Annotated in this window: 14 protein-coding genes and 2 tRNA genes; 2 read left to right on the forward strand and 14 right to left on the reverse strand. The window is 72.1% G+C overall.

Annotation, left to right across the window (positions count from 1 at the left end):
* Nucleotides 1-39 precede the first annotated feature (39 nt).
* On the forward strand, nucleotides 40-1,368 hold the full coding sequence (locus ASG94_RS03600; protein WP_056925030.1) for an aminotransferase-like domain-containing protein: 1,329 nt from the start codon (nucleotides 40-42) through the stop codon (nucleotides 1,366-1,368).
* 18 nt (nucleotides 1,369-1,386) lie between these two features.
* On the opposite strand, the gene ASG94_RS03605 is transcribed toward ASG94_RS03600, so the two are convergent.
* The 3 genes from ASG94_RS03605 to ASG94_RS03615 are packed head-to-tail and all read right to left on the reverse strand — an operon-like array spanning nucleotide 1,387 to nucleotide 4,100.
* Complete coding sequence (locus ASG94_RS03605) at nucleotides 1,387-1,794, reverse strand: DUF4233 domain-containing protein (protein WP_235537115.1); 408 nt, start codon at nucleotides 1,792-1,794, stop codon at nucleotides 1,387-1,389.
* On the reverse strand, nucleotides 1,791-3,173 hold the full coding sequence (locus tag ASG94_RS03610) for a bifunctional folylpolyglutamate synthase/dihydrofolate synthase (RefSeq protein WP_056925031.1): 1,383 nt from the start codon (nucleotides 3,171-3,173) through the stop codon (nucleotides 1,791-1,793). The genes ASG94_RS03605 and ASG94_RS03610 overlap by 4 nt, the downstream gene beginning before the upstream one ends.
* Nucleotides 3,174-3,209: 36 nt before the next feature.
* On the reverse strand, nucleotides 3,210-4,100 hold the full coding sequence (locus ASG94_RS03615; protein WP_056925032.1) for a GNAT family N-acetyltransferase: 891 nt from the start codon (nucleotides 4,098-4,100) through the stop codon (nucleotides 3,210-3,212).
* A 76-nt stretch (nucleotides 4,101-4,176) separates the two neighbouring features.
* Between ASG94_RS03615 and valS the strand changes: the two genes are divergently transcribed.
* Complete coding sequence (gene valS, locus ASG94_RS03620; protein ID WP_056925033.1) at nucleotides 4,177-6,795, forward strand: valine--tRNA ligase; 2,619 nt, start codon at nucleotides 4,177-4,179, stop codon at nucleotides 6,793-6,795.
* A gap of 22 nt (nucleotides 6,796-6,817) precedes the next feature.
* Here valS and ASG94_RS03625 read toward each other — a convergent pair whose 3' ends face one another.
* The 11 genes from ASG94_RS03625 to ASG94_RS03675 form a co-directional block, all read right to left on the reverse strand.
* Entirely contained in the window at nucleotides 6,818-7,654 is an 837-nt protein-coding gene (locus tag ASG94_RS03625; protein ID WP_156411400.1) for a hypothetical protein, read from the reverse strand.
* 146 nt (nucleotides 7,655-7,800) lie between these two features.
* The gene (gene clpX, locus ASG94_RS03630) at nucleotides 7,801-9,084 is read right to left on the reverse strand and encodes an ATP-dependent Clp protease ATP-binding subunit ClpX (protein WP_056925035.1); all 1,284 of its coding nucleotides are present in this window, start codon (nucleotides 9,082-9,084) and stop codon (nucleotides 7,801-7,803) included.
* A gap of 115 nt (nucleotides 9,085-9,199) precedes the next feature.
* On the reverse strand, nucleotides 9,200-9,811 hold the full coding sequence (locus ASG94_RS03635) for an ATP-dependent Clp protease proteolytic subunit (RefSeq protein WP_056925036.1): 612 nt from the start codon (nucleotides 9,809-9,811) through the stop codon (nucleotides 9,200-9,202).
* Nucleotides 9,812-9,815: 4 nt separating this feature from the next.
* A complete protein-coding gene (locus ASG94_RS03640) occupies nucleotides 9,816-10,403 on the reverse strand; it encodes an ATP-dependent Clp protease proteolytic subunit (RefSeq protein ID WP_321163821.1) in 588 nt (195 codons plus the stop codon).
* Between the two features lie 179 nt (nucleotides 10,404-10,582).
* Nucleotides 10,583-11,770, reverse strand: a complete 1,188-nt coding sequence (locus ASG94_RS03645; protein WP_082623903.1) for a lipase family alpha/beta hydrolase — start codon at nucleotides 11,768-11,770, stop codon at nucleotides 10,583-10,585.
* A gap of 226 nt (nucleotides 11,771-11,996) precedes the next feature.
* Complete coding sequence (tig, locus tag ASG94_RS03650) at nucleotides 11,997-13,403, reverse strand: trigger factor (protein ID WP_056925037.1); 1,407 nt, start codon at nucleotides 13,401-13,403, stop codon at nucleotides 11,997-11,999.
* Between the two features lie 217 nt (nucleotides 13,404-13,620).
* Nucleotides 13,621-13,693 (reverse strand) — tRNA-Pro (locus tag ASG94_RS03655).
* 34 nt (nucleotides 13,694-13,727) lie between these two features.
* Nucleotides 13,728-13,801: transfer RNA gene (locus ASG94_RS03660), tRNA-Gly, on the reverse strand.
* 104 nt (nucleotides 13,802-13,905) lie between these two features.
* Nucleotides 13,906-14,988 carry a PP2C family protein-serine/threonine phosphatase gene (locus ASG94_RS03665; protein ID WP_082623904.1) on the reverse strand — a complete coding sequence of 361 codons (1,083 nt, stop codon included), beginning with the start codon at nucleotides 14,986-14,988 and terminating at the stop codon, nucleotides 13,906-13,908.
* On the reverse strand, nucleotides 14,985-15,866 hold the full coding sequence (locus tag ASG94_RS03670; protein WP_056925038.1) for an Fpg/Nei family DNA glycosylase: 882 nt from the start codon (nucleotides 15,864-15,866) through the stop codon (nucleotides 14,985-14,987). Before ASG94_RS03670 ends, ASG94_RS03665 begins: the two co-directional genes overlap by 4 nt.
* The gene (locus ASG94_RS03675) at nucleotides 15,859-16,368 is read right to left on the reverse strand and encodes a ribose-5-phosphate isomerase (protein WP_056925039.1); all 510 of its coding nucleotides are present in this window, start codon (nucleotides 16,366-16,368) and stop codon (nucleotides 15,859-15,861) included. Before ASG94_RS03675 ends, ASG94_RS03670 begins: the two co-directional genes overlap by 8 nt.
* Between the last annotated feature and the right edge of the window lie 16 nt (nucleotides 16,369-16,384).

Here is a 16,384-nt window from a genome sequence, read left to right on the forward strand (position 1 = left end):
GCACGGGCCACTTCTGCCCCTCTTCGACAGGCCACTGCCATGCTGCCCCTCTCCCTCGACCGGTCCGACCCGCGGCCCCTCGGCCTCCAGCTGGCCGACCAGGTACGCCGCCTGGTGCTGGCCGGCACCCTGTCGCCCGGTGACCGCCTGCCCAGCACCCGTCGGCTGGCCGCGGACCTCGGGGTCGCCCGCTCCGTGGCGGAGCAGGGGTGGGACCAGCTGCGCGCCGAGGGGTGGATCGAGGGCCGGCAGGGCTCAGGCACGTGGGTGGCGGGTGGCGCCGGCCCCGTAGCGGCGACGCCGTCCCGACGCCCGCCCACGGAGACCGGCGCCCCGCTCGTCCACCTCGACGCCGGGACGCCGTGGATCGACCCGCGGCACGCCGCGGCCTGGCGACGGGCGTGGCGCGAGGTCTCGGCCGCCACCCCGCCCCGCGGGTACGACGACCCCCGCGGCCTCCCCGTCCTGCGCGAGCTCCTCGCCGAGCGACTGGGCCGCACCCGGGGACTGGCGATCGACCCCGACGACGTGGTGCTCACCGCGGGCACCACCGCCGGGCTGCGGCACGTGCTGGCGGTGCTGCCCCGCGAGCCCGTCGCGGTCGAGGACCCGGGCTACCGGGCCGCCGTCCTGACCGTCGAGGAGTCGGGCCGCGCGGTCGTGGACCTGCCGGCACTGGAGCCGGTGACCGACCTCGCCACCGCCTGCGCGGCGTACGTCACCCCCGCCCACCAGCACCCGCTGGGCCGGGTGATGCCGGCCGAGGACCGCCTCACGCTGCTGGCCACCGCGCGACGCGACGGCGCCGTCGTGCTGGAGGACGACTACGACTCGGAGTTCCGCTACGACGTGGCGCCGGTGCCGGCCCTGGCGTCCCTCGAGCCCGACCTGGTGGCCTACCTGGGGACCGCCTCCAAGTCGGTGGCCCCGTCCCTGCGCCTGGGCTGGCTGGTCGCGCCCCGCGGGCTGCGCGACGACCTCGACCGGCACCGCCGGATCACCCACGACGCCCCGGCCTGGCCGGTGCAGCGGGCCTACTGGGCGCTGCTCCGCGACGGGTACGTCGACGCGGTCGTGCGCTCCGCGCGCCGGACGTACGCCGAGCGGGCACCGCGCGTCGCCGCCGCCCTCGCGCCGTACGCCGAGCTCGCCGGCCCGGTCGCCGGCATGTACTCCACGTGGCTGCTCCCCCACGACCGCGCGCTGCGGGCCCGCCGGGCGGCGCAGGACGCCGGCTTCCGGGTCAACCTGCTCGCCGACTACACGCGGTCGTCCGACCTCACCGGCCTGGTGGTCGGCTTCGGCGGCCCCACGGACACCCAGCTCGACGCCGCCCTCGCCGTGCTGGCGCGCTCGCTCTCGGAGTGACGCGGCGGACGGCTCCGGTCAGTCCGGGTCCTCGGCGCGGTACGCCGCCCAGGCTGCGGCCCGCTCGCGCTCGATCTTGCGGCCCAGGAAGTCCGCCATGCCCCACAGCAGCGCGAAGATCCCGCCCAGGACGAACATCAGGGGGACCAGGAAGCCGATGGCGACGGCGGCCACCTGGAGCACCCACCCCACGGTGTAGGCCCAGGGCGCGCGGAGCATCCCGGCGAGCAGCAGGCAGGCGACGGCCAGGCCGACGCCGATCAGGACGGCAGGGCCCACCGACACGTCGGCGATGGTGATGAGCACGGGGGTGGTGAGGCCGACGGTGATCGCCTCGAGGCACAGGACGGCCGCGCACATCCCGCGCCGCGGCGAGCGCTCGGTGTTCTGCGGCGCCTGCCCCTGCGGTGCGGACACGTCGCTCACGACTGCCCGCGACGCAGCAGCATCGTGCGCGCCTCGCCGACGGTGACGACCGAGCCGGTGACGAGCACGGCCCCCGACCCCAGCGGGTCGCCGAAGGCCTCGCCGGCCTCGGCCAGCGTCGCCGCCCGCTCGATGGCGTCGGCCAGGTCGCGGACCACGGTGACGCGGTCCTCGCCGTAGATCTCGATGGCGGCGGCCGCGAGCGCGTCCGCGCTCATCGAGCGCGAGGTGGAGTTCTGGGTGCAGATGAGGTGCTCGAGGTGCGGCTCGAAGGCCTCCAGCACGCCCGTGGCGTCCTTGTCGCCCATCACGCCCATCACGCCGATGAGCGGGGAGAACGTGAACGAGTCCTCGATCGCGGCGGCCGAGGCCGCGGCCCCGTGCGGGTTGTGGGCGGCGTCGAGCACGATGGTCGGGCTGCGCCGGATGATCTCCAGGCGACCCGGCGAGGTCACCTCGGCGAAGGCTGCCCGCACCAGGTCCTCGTCGAGCGGCTCCTCGCCGGCGAAGGCCTCGACGGCCGCCAGGGCCACGGCCGCGTTCTGCGCCTGGTGGGCGCCGTACAACGGCAGGAAGACGTCGTCGTAGCGGGCCCGGATGCCCTGGAGCGCGACCATCTGGCCACCGACGGCGGGCACCCGGGACACGACGCCGAACTCCATGCCCTCGCGGGCCACCGTCGCGCCGACCTCGGTCGCCCGCTCGATCAGCAGCGCGGCCACCTCGGGCTGCTGCTGGGCCAGGACGGCGATCGAGCCGGCCTTGATGATGCCGGCCTTCTCGTGGGCGATGGCGGTCACGGAGTCGCCGAGGTACTTCGCGTGGTCGACCGCGATCGGCAGCACGACGGCGACGTCGGCGTCGACGACGTTGGTGGCGTCCCACGCCCCGCCCATGCCGACCTCGACGATCGCGACGTCGACCGGGGCGTCGGCGAACGCGGCGTACGCCATGCCCACCATCGTCTCGAAGAAGCTCAGCGGGTGCGGCTGGTCGGCGTCGACGAGATGGGTGTACGGCGCGACGTCGTTGAAGGCGCGCACGAACTCCTCGTCGGTCAGCGCCTCCCCGTCGATGCTGATCCGCTCGCTCATCTTCTCCAGGTGGGGGCTGGTGAAGCGGCCGGTGCGCAGGTCGAGCGCGCGCACCAGGGTCTCGATCATCCGGCTGGTGGACGTCTTGCCGTTGGTGCCGGTCAGGTGGATGGTCCGGAAGGAGCGCTGCGGCTCGCCGAGGAGCTCGGTGAACGCCTCGATCCGGTCCAGGCTCGGTTCGAGCCGGGTCTCGGGCCAGCGGGACAGCAGGGCGTCCTCGACCTCCGCGAAGGTCTCGGCCGGTCGGGCTTCAGGCCAGTGCTCAGAATTCTCGTGATCACTCATCTCGCCCCGAGTCTAGGGGTGGGCCCGGCGGCGTCGTCAGCGCAGGACGAGGTTGGCCATGTCCACCACCGGCCGGTAGCCCAGCGCCGAGTAGATCTTGTTGGACGTGGGGTTGGCCTGGTCGGTGAAGAGGCAGGCCCGCGCGCCCTGCGCGAGGACGATCCGCGTCACCTCGGCGACCGCCGCGCTGGCGTAGCCCCGGCCCCGTCGCTCGCGCGGGGTGTAGACCGGCCCGACGCGGGCGACCCCGAAGGCCGGGGCGTTGGCGCCGGTGAGGTGCACGACCTCTCCCCCGTCCTCCCACAGCCAGATCCGTCCGGTGTCGATGCGCCGCAGCAGGTCCTCGTCGGTGAAGACCTCGATGGCTTCCCGGCCGGGTGCGCGCCCGGCCTGCTCGTCGGCGTCGACGTGGAACGCGGTGAACCAGTCGCGGCAGCGGTCCAGGTCGTCGCGGACGGCGGGTCGCAGCGAGCCGGGCACCGGCGCCGGCTCGACCAGCTCCTCCAGTTCGTGCAGCCGCGTGTGGGCCTCGACGTGAGCGGTGCGACCCGTGAGCCGGCCGAGCTCGTCGGCGAAGACGCGCACGGCGGGCAGCGCGCCGTTGACGGCCGCCAGGTCCTCGCCCCGCTCGTGGACGGTCCGGGCGAGCAGCCGGGCCGCTTCGTCGGGCATCGGCAGCAGGTACGCCGGACGGTCACCGTGGGGCGCGGTCCGCATGCCGACGCCGACCACGGCGCCGCCGTCGCGGGCCACGGCGTACCAGTGGCGCGGGTCCTGGGCGATCCCGTCCGCCCTCCCGTCCGTCATCTCGGCCGCGTTCCGCGACGCCACGGTGGCGACGACGGTGGCCAGGACGGGCGCGGCGGCCAGGTGGTCGCCGGCGGCCTCGAGGAAGGCCGCGGGGTCGGTGAGGAGCTCCAGTTCCATGCGGGGACGCTAGCCACCCGGGGTCCGTCCCGGAACTGGTTTTCGCAGGCCGTGCGCGCTTCCGTAGCATGCGCACATGACTGAGAACCCCGAGAACCAGGCCCCGGAACCGACGAGCGCCGAGCGGCGTGCCGTCGTCGTACCGGACAGGGCCGTCCTCGAGGGCCTCGAGTCGAAGTGGGCCGAGCGGTGGAAGGCCGAGGAGACCTACCGCTTCGACCGCACCCGCAGCCGCGAGGACGTCTTCTCCATCGACACCCCGCCGCCGACGGTCAGCGGCAGCCTGCACGTGGGACACGTCTTCTCCTACACCCACACCGACCTCGTCGCGCGCTACCAGCGCATGCAGGGCAAGAGCGTCTTCTACCCGATGGGCTGGGACGACAACGGCCTGCCCACCGAGCGCCGGGTGCAGAACTACTACGGCGTGCGCTGCGACCCGTCGCTGCCCTACGACGCCGACTTCACTCCCCCGGAGAAGCCGGACCCCAAGAAGCAGGTCCCGATCAGCCGCCCCAACTTCGTCGAGCTGTGCGAGCGGCTCGTCGAGGAGGACGAGAAGGTCTTCGAGTCGCTGTGGCGCACGCTGGGCCTCTCGGTCGACTGGTCGGAGAACTACACGACCATCGGCCCCAAGTCCCAGGCCGTGAGCCAGACCGCCTTCCTGCGCAACTTCGCCCGCGGCGAGGCCTACCTCCAGGAGGCGCCGACCCTGTGGGACGTCACCTTCCAGACCGCGGTGGCCCAGGCCGAGCTCGAGGCGCGCGACTACCCGGGCGCCTACCACCGGGTGGCCTTCCACCGCCCCGGCGGCGAGCCCGTCCACATCGAGACCACCCGCCCCGAGCTCATCCCGAGCGTCGTGGCCCTGATCGCGCACCCCGACGACGAGCGGTACGCCGACCTCTTCGGCACCACGGTGACCTCGCCGGTGTTCGGCGTCGAGGTCCCGGTGCTGGCCCACCCCGCGGCCGAGCCCGACAAGGGCGCCGGCATCGCCATGTGCTGCACCTTCGGCGACCTCACCGACGTCATGTGGTGGCGCGAGCTGAACCTCCCGGTCCGCACCGTGATCGGTCGCGACGGACGGCTGCTGCGCGAGACCCCCGAGTGGCTGTCCGGCGACGCGGCCGCGGCGGCGTACGAGGACCTCAAGGGCAAGACCACCTTCAGCGCCCGCGAGCAGGTGGTGGCCCAGCTGCGCGAGAGCGGTGACCTCGACGGCGAGCCCACGCCCACCCAGCGGATGGCGAACTTCTACGAGAAGGGCGACAAGCCGCTCGAGATCGTGGCCACCCGCCAGTGGTACATCCGCAACGGCGGCCGTGACGCCGGGACCCGCGCGGAGATGCTGGCCCGGGCCGACGAGATCCAGTGGATCCCCGCGCACATGAAGCACCGCTACGACAACTGGGTCGGCGGCCTCAACGGCGACTGGCTCATCAGCCGCCAGCGGTTCTTCGGCATCCCGTTCCCCGTCTGGTACCCGCTCGACGACGCCGGCGACCCCGACTACGACCACCCGCTGATGCCCTCCGAGGCCGAGCTGCCGGTCGACCCGTCGACGCAGGCCCCGCGCGGGTACGACGAGGCCCAGCGCGGCAAGCCGGGCGGCTTCGTCGGTGACCCGGACGTCATGGACACCTGGGCGACGTCCTCGCTGACCCCGCAGATCGCGGGCGGCTGGACCACCGACGAGGACCTCTTCGAGCGGGTCTACCCCTACGACCTGTGCACGCACGCCCACGACATCATCCGCACCTGGCTCTTCAGCCGGGTGGTGCGCGGCCACTTCGAGCAGGGCTCGGCGCCGTGGCACACCGCGATGATCTCCGGCTTCATCGTCGACCCCGACCGCAAGAAGATGTCGAAGTCCAAGGGCAACGTGGTTGTCCCGACCGAGATCCTCGACAAGTACGGCGCCGACGCCGTCCGCTGGCGCGCCGCCCTGGGCCGCCCCGGGCTGGACTCGCCGTTCGACGAGTCCCAGATGAAGGTCGGGCGACGCCTGGCGATGAAGGTGCTCAACGCCTCCAAGTTCGTCCTCGGCAACGTCGGCGCCACCTCGCTCGACCACTTCGCGGTCAGCGAGCCGATCGACTGCGCGCTACTGGGTCGCCTCGAGGTCGTGGTCCGCAGGGCCACCGAGGCCTTCGACGCCTACGACTACACGACCGCGCTCGAGGTCACCGAGAAGTTCTTCTGGGAGTTCTGCGACGACTACCTCGAGCTGGTCAAGGAGCGGGCGTACGACGAGGACGGCGGCGCCGCCACGGCCTCGGCCAAGGCGACGCTCGCGATCGCCCTGCACGTGCAGCTGCGGCTGCTCGCGCCGTTCCTGCCCTACGCGACCGAGGAGGTCTGGTCGTGGTGGCAGGACGGCTCGATCCACCTCACGTCGTGGCCCGTGGGCACCGACCTCGGCGCCGCTGCCGCCGCCGACCCGACGATGGTCGACGCCGTCGCGGCGGCCCTGATCGGCATCCGCGGCGCCAAGTCGCAGGCCAAGGTCTCGATGAAGGCCGAGCTCTCCCGGGTCGAGATCAGTGGTCCGCCGTCGCTGGTGGCCGCCGCGGAGGCGGCGCAGGCCGACCTGCGGCGCGCGGGCAAGATCACCGGCGAGCTGGTCTTCACCCCCGACGAGTCGGCGCAGCAGGTCTCGGTGGTCGCCGAGGTGGCCGCCCCGACCGAGTAGCAGGGGCGCGGGCGGCCCGGTCCTACTTGTCCTTCTTGCCCTTCGGGGACGAGGCCGGGTCGGTCGCGACCGGCGCCTCGGGGGTCGTGGTCGCGGGGACGGACGTGGGGACCGGGAGCTGGTCGCCCACTCCCTTGCCGTGGCCGGCGGCCTTGGCGGCCTTCTCGGCCGCCCGCTCCGCCTCCCGGATGGCCTTCTCCGTCGCCTTGGTGGCCTGACGGGCCTCGAGCACGGCGTCCTGGGCGGCCTTGTCGGCCGCCTTCTGCGCGTCCCGGGCGGCCTTGTCGGCCGCCTTCTCCGCGTCCCGGGCGGCCTTGTCGGCCGCCTTCTCCGCGTCCCGGGCAGCCTTCTCGGCCGCCTTCTCCGCGTCCCGGGCAGCCTTCTCGGCAGCCTTCTCCGCGTCCCGGGCCGCCTTCTCAGCGGCGTCCTGGGACTGGTCGTCGGTAGCGTCCCCGCCGTCTGCGGTGGACCCGACCGGGTCGGGAACGACCGTGGTGCCGCTCGTCGGCGCCCCGGAGGTGACGACCGTCGCGGTGCCGGTGGTGGCCACCGGCTGGGAGGCCTGGCCGCGGACGGCGGCGGTGGGCCGCGAGGACGGCGTCGCCGGCGCCGTGGCGAGCGCGGCGTCGGGCGTCGAGGTCAGCGGGGCCGGGGCATGACGGGTCGTGGGACCGACGGCGGACGGGGCGCTCGGGCGCTCGTGGACGGCACGCTCGGGTGCCGCGGCGATCTCGCGGTGGACGAGCGGCCCCAGCAACCCGCCGAGCGCGTCCGTGCGGATCGCGTGACCCAGCATGACGGCGCACAGGATCGTCACCATGACGAACGCGTACAACGGACGCTTGTGCTCAGCACTCACTCGTGGGACCCCCTTGGCACCTCGGATCCCATTCTGTCCCGGCTTCAGACCGGTTCAGACCAGTCAGACCCCAAATGGCCCGAAGTGACTACTCGGGCATCACCCGAAGGGATGATCGGGCAGCGGCCCGCTCCCCCACCGATCCGTCAGGCGGACTTCTTCTTCTTCGCCTCGGGCTCGCGCGGGACCAGCTCGGGCGCGACGTCGTCCTCGACCACCTCGCGGTTGACGATGACCCGGGCCACGTCGACGCGCGACGGCACGTCGTACATCACGTGGAGGAGGACCTCCTCGATGATGGCGCGCAGTCCCCGGGCACCGGTGCCGCGCTCCAGCGCCTTGTCGGCGATGGAGGCGATGGCGTCCTCGGTGAACTCGAGCTCGACGCCGTCGAGCTCGAAGAGCTTCTGGTACTGCTTGACGAGCGCGTTGCGGGGCTCGGTGAGGATCTGGACGAGGGCCTCGTTGTCGAGCTTGCTGACGCTCGCGATCAGCGGCAGGCGGCCGATGAACTCGGGGATCAGCCCGAACTTGGTGAGGTCCTCGGGGCGCACGAGCGCCATCAGGTCCTGGGCGTCGCGCTCGGCCTGGCCGCGCACCTCGGCGGTGAAGCCGAGCGACTTCTTGCCGACCCGCTGCTCCACGATCTGCTCGAGTCCGGCGAAGGCACCACCGACGATGAACAGGATGTTGGTGGTGTCGATCTGGATGAACTCCTGGTGGGGGTGCTTGCGTCCCCCCTGCGGCGGCACCGAGGCGGTGGTGCCCTCGAGCATCTTCAGCAGTGCCTGCTGGACGCCCTCACCGGACACGTCGCGGGTGATCGAGGGGTTCTCCGACTTGCGGGCCACCTTGTCGATCTCGTCGATGTAGATGATCCCGGTCTCGGCCTTCTTGACGTCGTAGTCGGCGGCCTGGATGAGCTTGAGGAGGATGTTCTCGACGTCCTCGCCGACGTAGCCGGCCTCGGTCAACGCGGTCGCGTCGGCGATCGCGAAGGGGACGTTGAGCATCCGGGCCAGCGTCTGCGCCAGGTAGGTCTTGCCGCAGCCCGTGGGCCCGATGACCAGGATGTTGGACTTGGAGACCTCGACGGCCTCGTCCTTGGTGTGCTTGCCGCCGATGGGCTGCAGGCCGGCCTGCACCCGCTTGTAGTGGTTGTAGACCGCCACGGCCAGCGACTTCTTGGCGTGCTCCTGGCCGATCACGTAGGAGTTGAGGAACTCGAAGATCTCGCGAGGCTTGGGCAGCTCGTCGAGGCTGACCTCGCTGCCCTCGGCGAGCTCCTCCTCGATGATCTCGTTGCAGAGCTCGATGCACTCGTCGCAGATGTAGACATTGGGTCCTGCGATGAGCTTCTTGACCTGCTTCTGGCTCTTGCCGCAGAAGTTGCACTTCAACAGGTCGCCACCGTCACCGATACGAGCCACGGGTTGTGTCCTCCGGTCCTGCCGGGTCGTCCCCGGCTCTTTCAAACTCTTCGACGGTACCCCGTGCCGGCCCCGCTCGGGGGCCGGACACGAGGCCTCGTCTCGACTGCTGTGGTCAGGCGGTGAGCGCGGGAGTGCCCTTGCGGGACTCGATCACCTGGTCGATGAGGCCGTACTCGACGGCCCCCTCGGCGGTGAGGATCTTGTCACGCTCGATGTCGGAGCTCACCTGCTCGAGGCTCTTGCCGGTGTGCTCGGAGATCATCTTCTCCAGCAGCTCGCGCATCCGCAGGATCTCGTTGGCCTGGATCTCGATGTCGGAGGTCTGGCCGAACGTGCCCTCGGTGTAGGGCTGGTGGATCAGGATGCGGCTGTTGGGCAGCGCGAGACGCTTGCCCTTGGTGCCGGCCGCCAGCAGGATCGCGGCCGCCGAGGCAGCCTGCCCCAGGCACACGGTCTGGACGTCGGGCTTGATGAACTTCATCGTGTCGTAGATCGCGGTGAGCGCGGTGAACGAGCCGCCGGGGCTGTTGATGTAGATGCTGATGTCCTGGTCGGGGTTCATCGTCTCCAGGCACATCAGCTGGGCGATGACCGCGTTGGCCACGTCGTCGCTGATCGGCGTGCCGAGGTAGATGATGCGCTCCTCGAAGAGCTTGGCGTAGGGGTCGATGCGCCGGAACCCGTAGGACGTGCGCTCTTCCCACTGCGGGATGTAGTAGTTCATGGGGTCAGTCCTTCTGCCGCGCGGGGCGGCCCTCGTCTGCAGCCTCGCGGGCGTTGGTCACGACCTTGTCGACGAGGCCGTACTCGACGGCCTGGTCGGCGGTGAACCAGCGGTCGCGGTCGGCGTCGGCGATGACCTGCTCGACCGGCTGGCCGGTGTGCTCGGAGATGAGGTCGAGCAGCACCTTCTTGATGTGCAGGGACTGCTGGGCCTGGATCTTGATGTCCGAGGCCGAGCCACCCATGCCGGAGGACGGCTGGTGCATCATGATGCGCGCGTGGGGCAGGGCGTAGCGCTTGCCCTTGGTGCCGGCGCACAGCAGGAACTGGCCCATCGAGGCGGCCAGGCCCATGCCGACCGTGGCCACGTCGTTGGGGATGTAGTTCATCGTGTCGTAGATCGCCATGCCGGCGTCCACGGAGCCACCGGGGCTGTTGATGTGCAGGAAGATGTCGGCGTCGGGGTCCTCGGCCGAGAGCAGCAGCAGCTGGGCGCAGATCGCGTTCGCGTTCTGGTCGCGCACCTCGGAGCCGAGGAAGACGATCCGCTCGCGGAGCAGCCGCTGGTAGATGTGGTCGTCGAGTCCGTACATCGACCCGGCGCCGTTCATCTCGGGCGAGAGAGCTGGGCTGGAGTTCTGGTTCACGCCAGCGACACTAGCCCGAAGCAGGGACACTTCCACACGATGACCGCCCCTGTTCGCCCACAGCGGATTCGACCGCACCCGGCGCCCGGTCCCCCGCCCTCGCCGAGTTGGTGCGCCGGCGGTCCTCAGCGGAGCCAGTCGAGCAGGGCCTCGTGCACGCGCGGGTGGTTGAGCAGGTCCAGGTGCCCGGCCCCGCCGACGTGCAGCACGTCCGCGTCCGGGAAGAGCTCGCCCGAGCGCCCGCGCCCGTACGCCGACGGCAGCCGCACCAGCGTGTCGCCCAGCACGGCCCCGACCGGGTGGCGTGGCGAGCGGGTCAGCGTGGCGGCCACCAGCCGGTAGCGCGCGTGCGGGAGCGGGGGCACGTCGTGGGCCAGGCCGTGCACGAGGTCGTGCACGCCGACCGAGCGCCAGTCCAGGATCCGGCCGAGGGCCGCAGCCTCGGGCAGCCGGGCCAGGGCGCGGCTGCCCGCACCGACCCCGCCCGCCACCGGCGAGCCGAGGTGGGGCGTGCCGAGGGTGACGACGTCGGTGACCCGGTCGACCCAGCGGTCGTCGGAGTCGTCCACGACGTCGGCGGCCGCACGCACGACCAGGCCGCCCATCGAGTGGCCGACCAGGGCGATGCGCTCGACGGGGACCGGCCACGCCTGCGTCAGCCGCTGGAGCACGGCGGTCAGGGCGGCGCCGTTGGCCCGCAGCGTGAGCCCGGTGTTGGCGCGCAGCATGACCGGCGTCCACCCGCGGTCGGCGAGGCCCTCGGCGTACGTCGTCCCCCGCACGTCGCGACGCCGCCGCCAGCTCGACTCGTCCTCGCAGAGGCCGTGGAGGAAGACCACGATGCGACCTGTCGCCGTCGGGTACGCCGCGCGCACCGCCTCCGACGTCAGGTCGACGTCGCGACCGTCCACGCGCACCGCCATCGGGATCGCCCACCGCGGCCGCTCGTCGGCGAGCCGGTCCCCGATGAGGCCGTTGACCGCGGCCCGGAGGAGACGACCGCGGGGGTGGTCGTCGAGCCTGCGTCCGACGCGCGCGTCGAGCCGCGAGGCGGCCGCGGTGTCGAGGCCCCGGCCCGCGGCACGCAGGCCCGCACCCAGCCCGGCGTACACGCCGGACGCGACCGCCCGGTGCGCGCGACCGGGCAGGGACGACGCACGGCCGAGCGGGCGGTCGACCACCCCGTGGACGCGGTCCACGAGGGCCAGGTGGGTGTCGCGGACCGTACTCACGCCCAGGCCGTCGGCGACCTCGACCGCCAGCGACAGGGCGTCGAGCACGCCGGGTCCGGCGGCGGCCTTGCTGGAGGGCATGGCCCGAGGGTAACGCTGGGTGGACACGTGTGCACCCACGCCGCTCCGGACGCACCCGGCCAGCACGACGCGGGCAGCTCGCAGGCCTCGCGCCCGCACCAGCGGCGTACGCCCCGACCTGCCCGACGCCCCTCGACCTGCTGCCCGACGACGGGCCTAGCGCACGGCGGGGCGCCCGGATCACTCCGGACGCCCCGCCGTGGCAGTGCTGGGTGGTGCGCGCCGATCAGGCCTGGGCGGTGTCCTCGTCCGACTCGTCCGACTCGTCCGACTCCGGGGCCTCGGTGGTCTCGGAGACGGGCTCGCCGATGGTGCCGTCCGGCTGCAGGTTCTTGAGCTCGACCACGTTGCCCGAGGCGTCCTTCACGGTCGCCGACTCGACGATCGTGGCCAGCGCCTTGCCGCGCAGGATCTCCTGCACGAGCTCGGGGATGTGGTTGTGCTCGAACATGTGGTTGGCGAACTCCTGCGGGTCCTGGCCGGACTGCTGGGCGCGCCGCACGAGGTGCGAGGAGAGGTCCTGCTGGTCGACGCCGAGCTCTTCCTTCTTCGCGACCGCGTCGAGGATGAACTGGGCGGCGATGGCGTCACGCACGCGGCGCTCGAGGTCGGCCTCGAACTCCTCCGTGGTCTGGCCCTCGTCCTCGAGGTACTTCTCCATCGTCAGGCCGGCGTAGACGAGCTGCTGCTCGACGTTCTCGCGGCGCGCGTTGAGCTCGTCGGTGACCATGGTCTCCGGGAGCGGGATGGTGACCTTCTCGAGCAGGGCCTCGAGGACGGCGTCCCGGGCGGCCGCGGCCTGCTCGAGGCGCTTGCCGCGACCGAGGCGCTCGCGCACGTCGGCGGTGAGCTCCTCGGCGGTGTCGAACTCGGAGGCCATCTGGGCGAACTCGTCGTCGACCTCGGGCAGCTGCTGCTCCTGCACGCCGGTGACCGTGACCGTGACGTCGACGTCCTCGCCGACCAGGTCGCCACCGACGAGCTGGGAGGAGAAGGTCTTCTCGTCGCCGGCCTTCATGCCGACCAGGGCCTCGTCGAGCCCGTCGAGCATGCCGCCGCGACCGACCTTGTAGGACATCCCGGAGACCTCGCCGCCCTCGACGGCCTCGCCCTCCTTGGCGGCGGTCAGGTCGATGGTGACGAAGTCGCCGTCGGCGGCCTCGCGCTCGACCTCGGTGAGGGTGCCGAAGCGCTCACGCAGCGCCTGGACCTGCTCCTCGACGTCGGCGTCGCTGACCTCGACGTCCTCGACCTCGGCCTCGAGGCCCTCGTAGCCGGGCAGCTCGAACTGCGGCTTGACGTCCACCTCGGCGGTGAACTCGAGCCCGTCGTTGTCCTCGAACTTGGTGACCTCGATCTCGGGCTGCGCCAGCGGCTCCAGCTCGTTCTCCTGCAGGGCCTCCATGTACTTGGCCGGGACGACCTCGTTGATCGCCTCGTCGAGGACCGCGCCGCGACCGACCTGGCGGTCGATGACGGCCGGGGGCACCTTGCCGCGGCGGAAGCCGGGGACGTTGATCTGCTGGGCGATCTTCTTGTACGCCGCGTCGAGGCTCGGCTTGAGCTCCTCGAAGGGCACCTCGACAGTCAGCTTGGCCCGGGTCGGGGTCAAGTTCTCGACGGCGCTCTTCACAGGTTGTCTCCTCAATGTCTTGGTTGTCCCGCGCGGTACGCGCGAACCGGTGTCGTCGTCGGGGCGACGGGCTCTGTGCGCCTGTCGGTCTCCCGGCCTCCGGGAAGCCTACTGGCCACGCGACACGCCCAGGAAATCCCCCGGACGCGCCGGATCACGGAGGTGACGCGGGCGATGTCACGGACGTGACACGAGGGACTGATGGGCTGGTGGACCGTCGGGGCGACAGGACTCGAACCTGCGGTCTCCTGCTCCCAAAGCAGGCGCGCTAGCCACTACGCTACGCCCCGCCAAGTGGGCCTCCCCGGGTGGAGACGGCCTGCTTGGAGCGGATGACGGGAATCGAACCCGCGTGATCAGTTTGGAAGACTGAGGCTCTACCATTGAGCTACATCCGCGTGCCACCGACGGGGCCGCGAGGCGCCCGTTCTGGCGGTGTCATCGTGCCACACGGGCTCACACCAGCCACAACCGAGCCGCTCCCCCGCGGCCGGGGCGGACCTCAGCGCCGGTGCACCAGCAGCAGCGCCCGGTCGTCCTTGCGCGAGCCGATCGCCTCGATCAGGCGCGCCGCGCCGCCCTCGAAGTCACCGCGGAGCAGGCGTTCGGCCTGGCCCAGCATCCGGTCCACGCCGAGCATGATGTCGCGGTCGGACGTCTCGACCATCCCGTCGGTGTAGAGCAGCAGCGCGTCGCCGTGCTTCATGACGCCCTCCACGCTGTCGTACGTCGTCCCCTCGATCAGACCGAGCACCGGCCCCTCGGCCTCCACGACCGACCACCGGCCCGAGCCGGCGGCCCGCCACGCGGCCGGCGGGTGACCGGCGGAGCGGATCTCGAAGCGACCCGAGACCAGGTCGAGGGAGAGGTGCACGGCCGTGGCGAAGCCCTCGTCCCAGTCCTGGTCGAGGAGGAAGTCGTTGGCGGCCACGAGGAACTCCTCCGGCGGCAGCGCCCGCAGCAGGCCACCCAGCGCACCCGAGAGCAGCAGCGCCCGCGTGCCGGCGCCCTCGCCCTTGCCGGAGACGTCGACCACGGCGACGTCCAGGCGGTCGTCGTGCCGCGCCGCGACCACGAAGTCCCCGGCGAACGCCGTGCCCCCGGCCGAGCGCAGCTCGCTGCCCACGTGCCAGGTGTCGGGCAGCGCGGGGATGCGGCCCTGCTTGAGGATCCGGTCGCGCAGGTCGACGAGCATCGACTCCCCGCGCAGCCCGGCCACGCCGAGCCGCGAGCGCCGGAAGCTCGAGAGCAGGATGATGAAGCCGACGGCGAAGACCACCACCACGGTCATCGCGATTCGGTAGGTGATGTCCGGCTGCTGGGGCACCAGGACCGCCAGCAGGAGCAGCACGAACACCACGAACCACGGCAGCTGCCGCGGACCGAGCACGAGGCTGCCGACCACCATCGGGATGATCAGCGCGGAGACCGGAGACCAGTCGGGAACGGTCCAGATCCCGACGCCCATCACCACCGTGACGACCACGAGCACGAGCAGCGTGCGCGTGTCGGGCGGGAGCAGGCGCCGCATCCGCGCCGAGAGACGTTGGCCGGCGCTCGGCGTACCGGATCGGGTTGTGCTCATGTCCTCGGTCCTCGCGCGGGCTGTTGCGACGACTGTACGGCGCGGGACCGGAACCGGGGCTGACATCGCGGACACCAGAAGACATTGCGTCCGGCGAGCACCTCGGTGCGCACCGTGGACCCGCACACCAGGCACGGCTGGCCGGTGCGACGGTAGACGTAGACCTCCCCGCCGTGGTCGTCGACGCGTGCCGGTCGTCCCATCGCCTCCGGGGTGTGCTCGGGGCGCACGGTGTCGATCCGGTTGTCGACGACCCCTTGGGCCATGAGCGCGACCAGGTCGTCCCAGACCGCGCGCCACCGACCCACCCGGAGGCTGGCGCCCGGGCGCTGCGGGTGGATCCCGTGCCGGAAGAGCACCTCGGCGCGGTAGACGTTGCCGACCCCGGCCAGCACGGCCTGGTCCATCAGCAGGTCGCCGATCGGACGCTGGCTGGCCCGGATGCGGCGCCACGCACGATCGGGGTCGGCGTCCGGTCGCAGCGGGTCGGGGCCGAGGCGCGCGATGATCTCGTCGCGCTGGGCGGGGCCGACCAGCTCGCACTGCGTGGCGCCGCGCAGGTCGGCGTACGAGGTCGTCCCCTCCCCCGCGGTGACGATCCGCAGTCGCACCTGCCCCACCGGGGCCGGCACCTCGTCCACCCCGGCGTGCACGTCGAAGGTGCCGATGAGCCCGAGGTGGACGTGCACGACGTGGTCGTGCTCGAGCTCCACGAACAGGTGCTTGCCCGCGGCGTCGGCACCCAGCAGGAGGCTCCCGTCGAGGACCGCCGCGTCGGCCGCGAACCGACCCTGCGGGCTGCCGACGTGGACGCGGCGGCCCGCGAAGGCGGTCTCGAGATCAGTGGCGAGCCGGCGGAGGGTGTGGCCCTCAGGCACCCGCGAAGCCCTCGAGGGCCGAGGCGGGCAGGGGCGGCAGCTCGCCGCTGGCGTCGTACGTCGAGAGCTGGCCGATGCGGCGCACGTGCCGCTCGTCCTCGCTGAAGGGCGTCGTGAGGAAGACCTCCACGAAGCGCACCATGTCCTCGACGGGGTGCATCCGGCCGCCGACGGAGACCATGGAGGCGTCGTTGTGCTCGCGGGCCAGGACCGCGGTCTCCTCGGACCACACCAGGGCGCAGCGGATGCCCTCCACCTTGTTGGCGGCCATCTGCTCGCCGTTGCCGGAGCCGCCGATGACGACGCCCAGGCTGTCGAGGCCCTCGGCCCGGTCTGCGGCGACACCCTCGGCCGCCCGCAGGCAGAAGCAGGGGTAGTCGTCGAGGGCGTCGTAGACGAAGGGGCCGTGGTCCACGGCCTCGTAGCCGTGGTCGACGAGCCAGGTCATCAGGTGGTCCTTGAGCTCGAGGCCGGCGTGGTCGGAACCGAGGTGTACGCGCATGGCACCAGTCTCTCAG

It is taken from the genome of Nocardioides sp. Soil805, assembly GCF_001429625.1.
GTDB lineage: Bacteria > Actinomycetota > Actinomycetes > Propionibacteriales > Nocardioidaceae > Nocardioides.

Bases quoted from the DNA above. Each gene is read 5' to 3' on its own strand.
- valS (WP_056925033.1), top strand. From the start codon at position 4,177: ATGACTGAGAACCCCGAGAACCAGGCCCCGGAACCGACGAGCGCCGAG.
- ASG94_RS03635 (WP_056925036.1), bottom strand. From the start codon at position 9,811: ATGAACTACTACATCCCGCAGTGGGAAGAGCGCACGTCCTACGGGTTC.
- ASG94_RS03610 (WP_056925031.1), bottom strand. From the start codon at position 3,173: ATGAGTGATCACGAGAATTCTGAGCACTGGCCTGAAGCCCGACCGGCC.
- ASG94_RS03615 (WP_056925032.1), bottom strand. From the start codon at position 4,100: ATGGAACTGGAGCTCCTCACCGACCCCGCGGCCTTCCTCGAGGCCGCC.
- ASG94_RS03600 (WP_056925030.1), top strand. From the start codon at position 40: ATGCTGCCCCTCTCCCTCGACCGGTCCGACCCGCGGCCCCTCGGCCTC.
- ASG94_RS03675 (WP_056925039.1), bottom strand. From the start codon at position 16,368: ATGCGCGTACACCTCGGTTCCGACCACGCCGGCCTCGAGCTCAAGGAC.
- ASG94_RS03645 (WP_082623903.1), bottom strand. From the start codon at position 11,770: ATGCCCTCCAGCAAGGCCGCCGCCGGACCCGGCGTGCTCGACGCCCTG.
- ASG94_RS03665 (WP_082623904.1), bottom strand. From the start codon at position 14,988: ATGAGCACAACCCGATCCGGTACGCCGAGCGCCGGCCAACGTCTCTCG.
- ASG94_RS03640 (WP_321163821.1), bottom strand. From the start codon at position 10,403: ATGTACGGACTCGACGACCACATCTACCAGCGGCTGCTCCGCGAGCGG.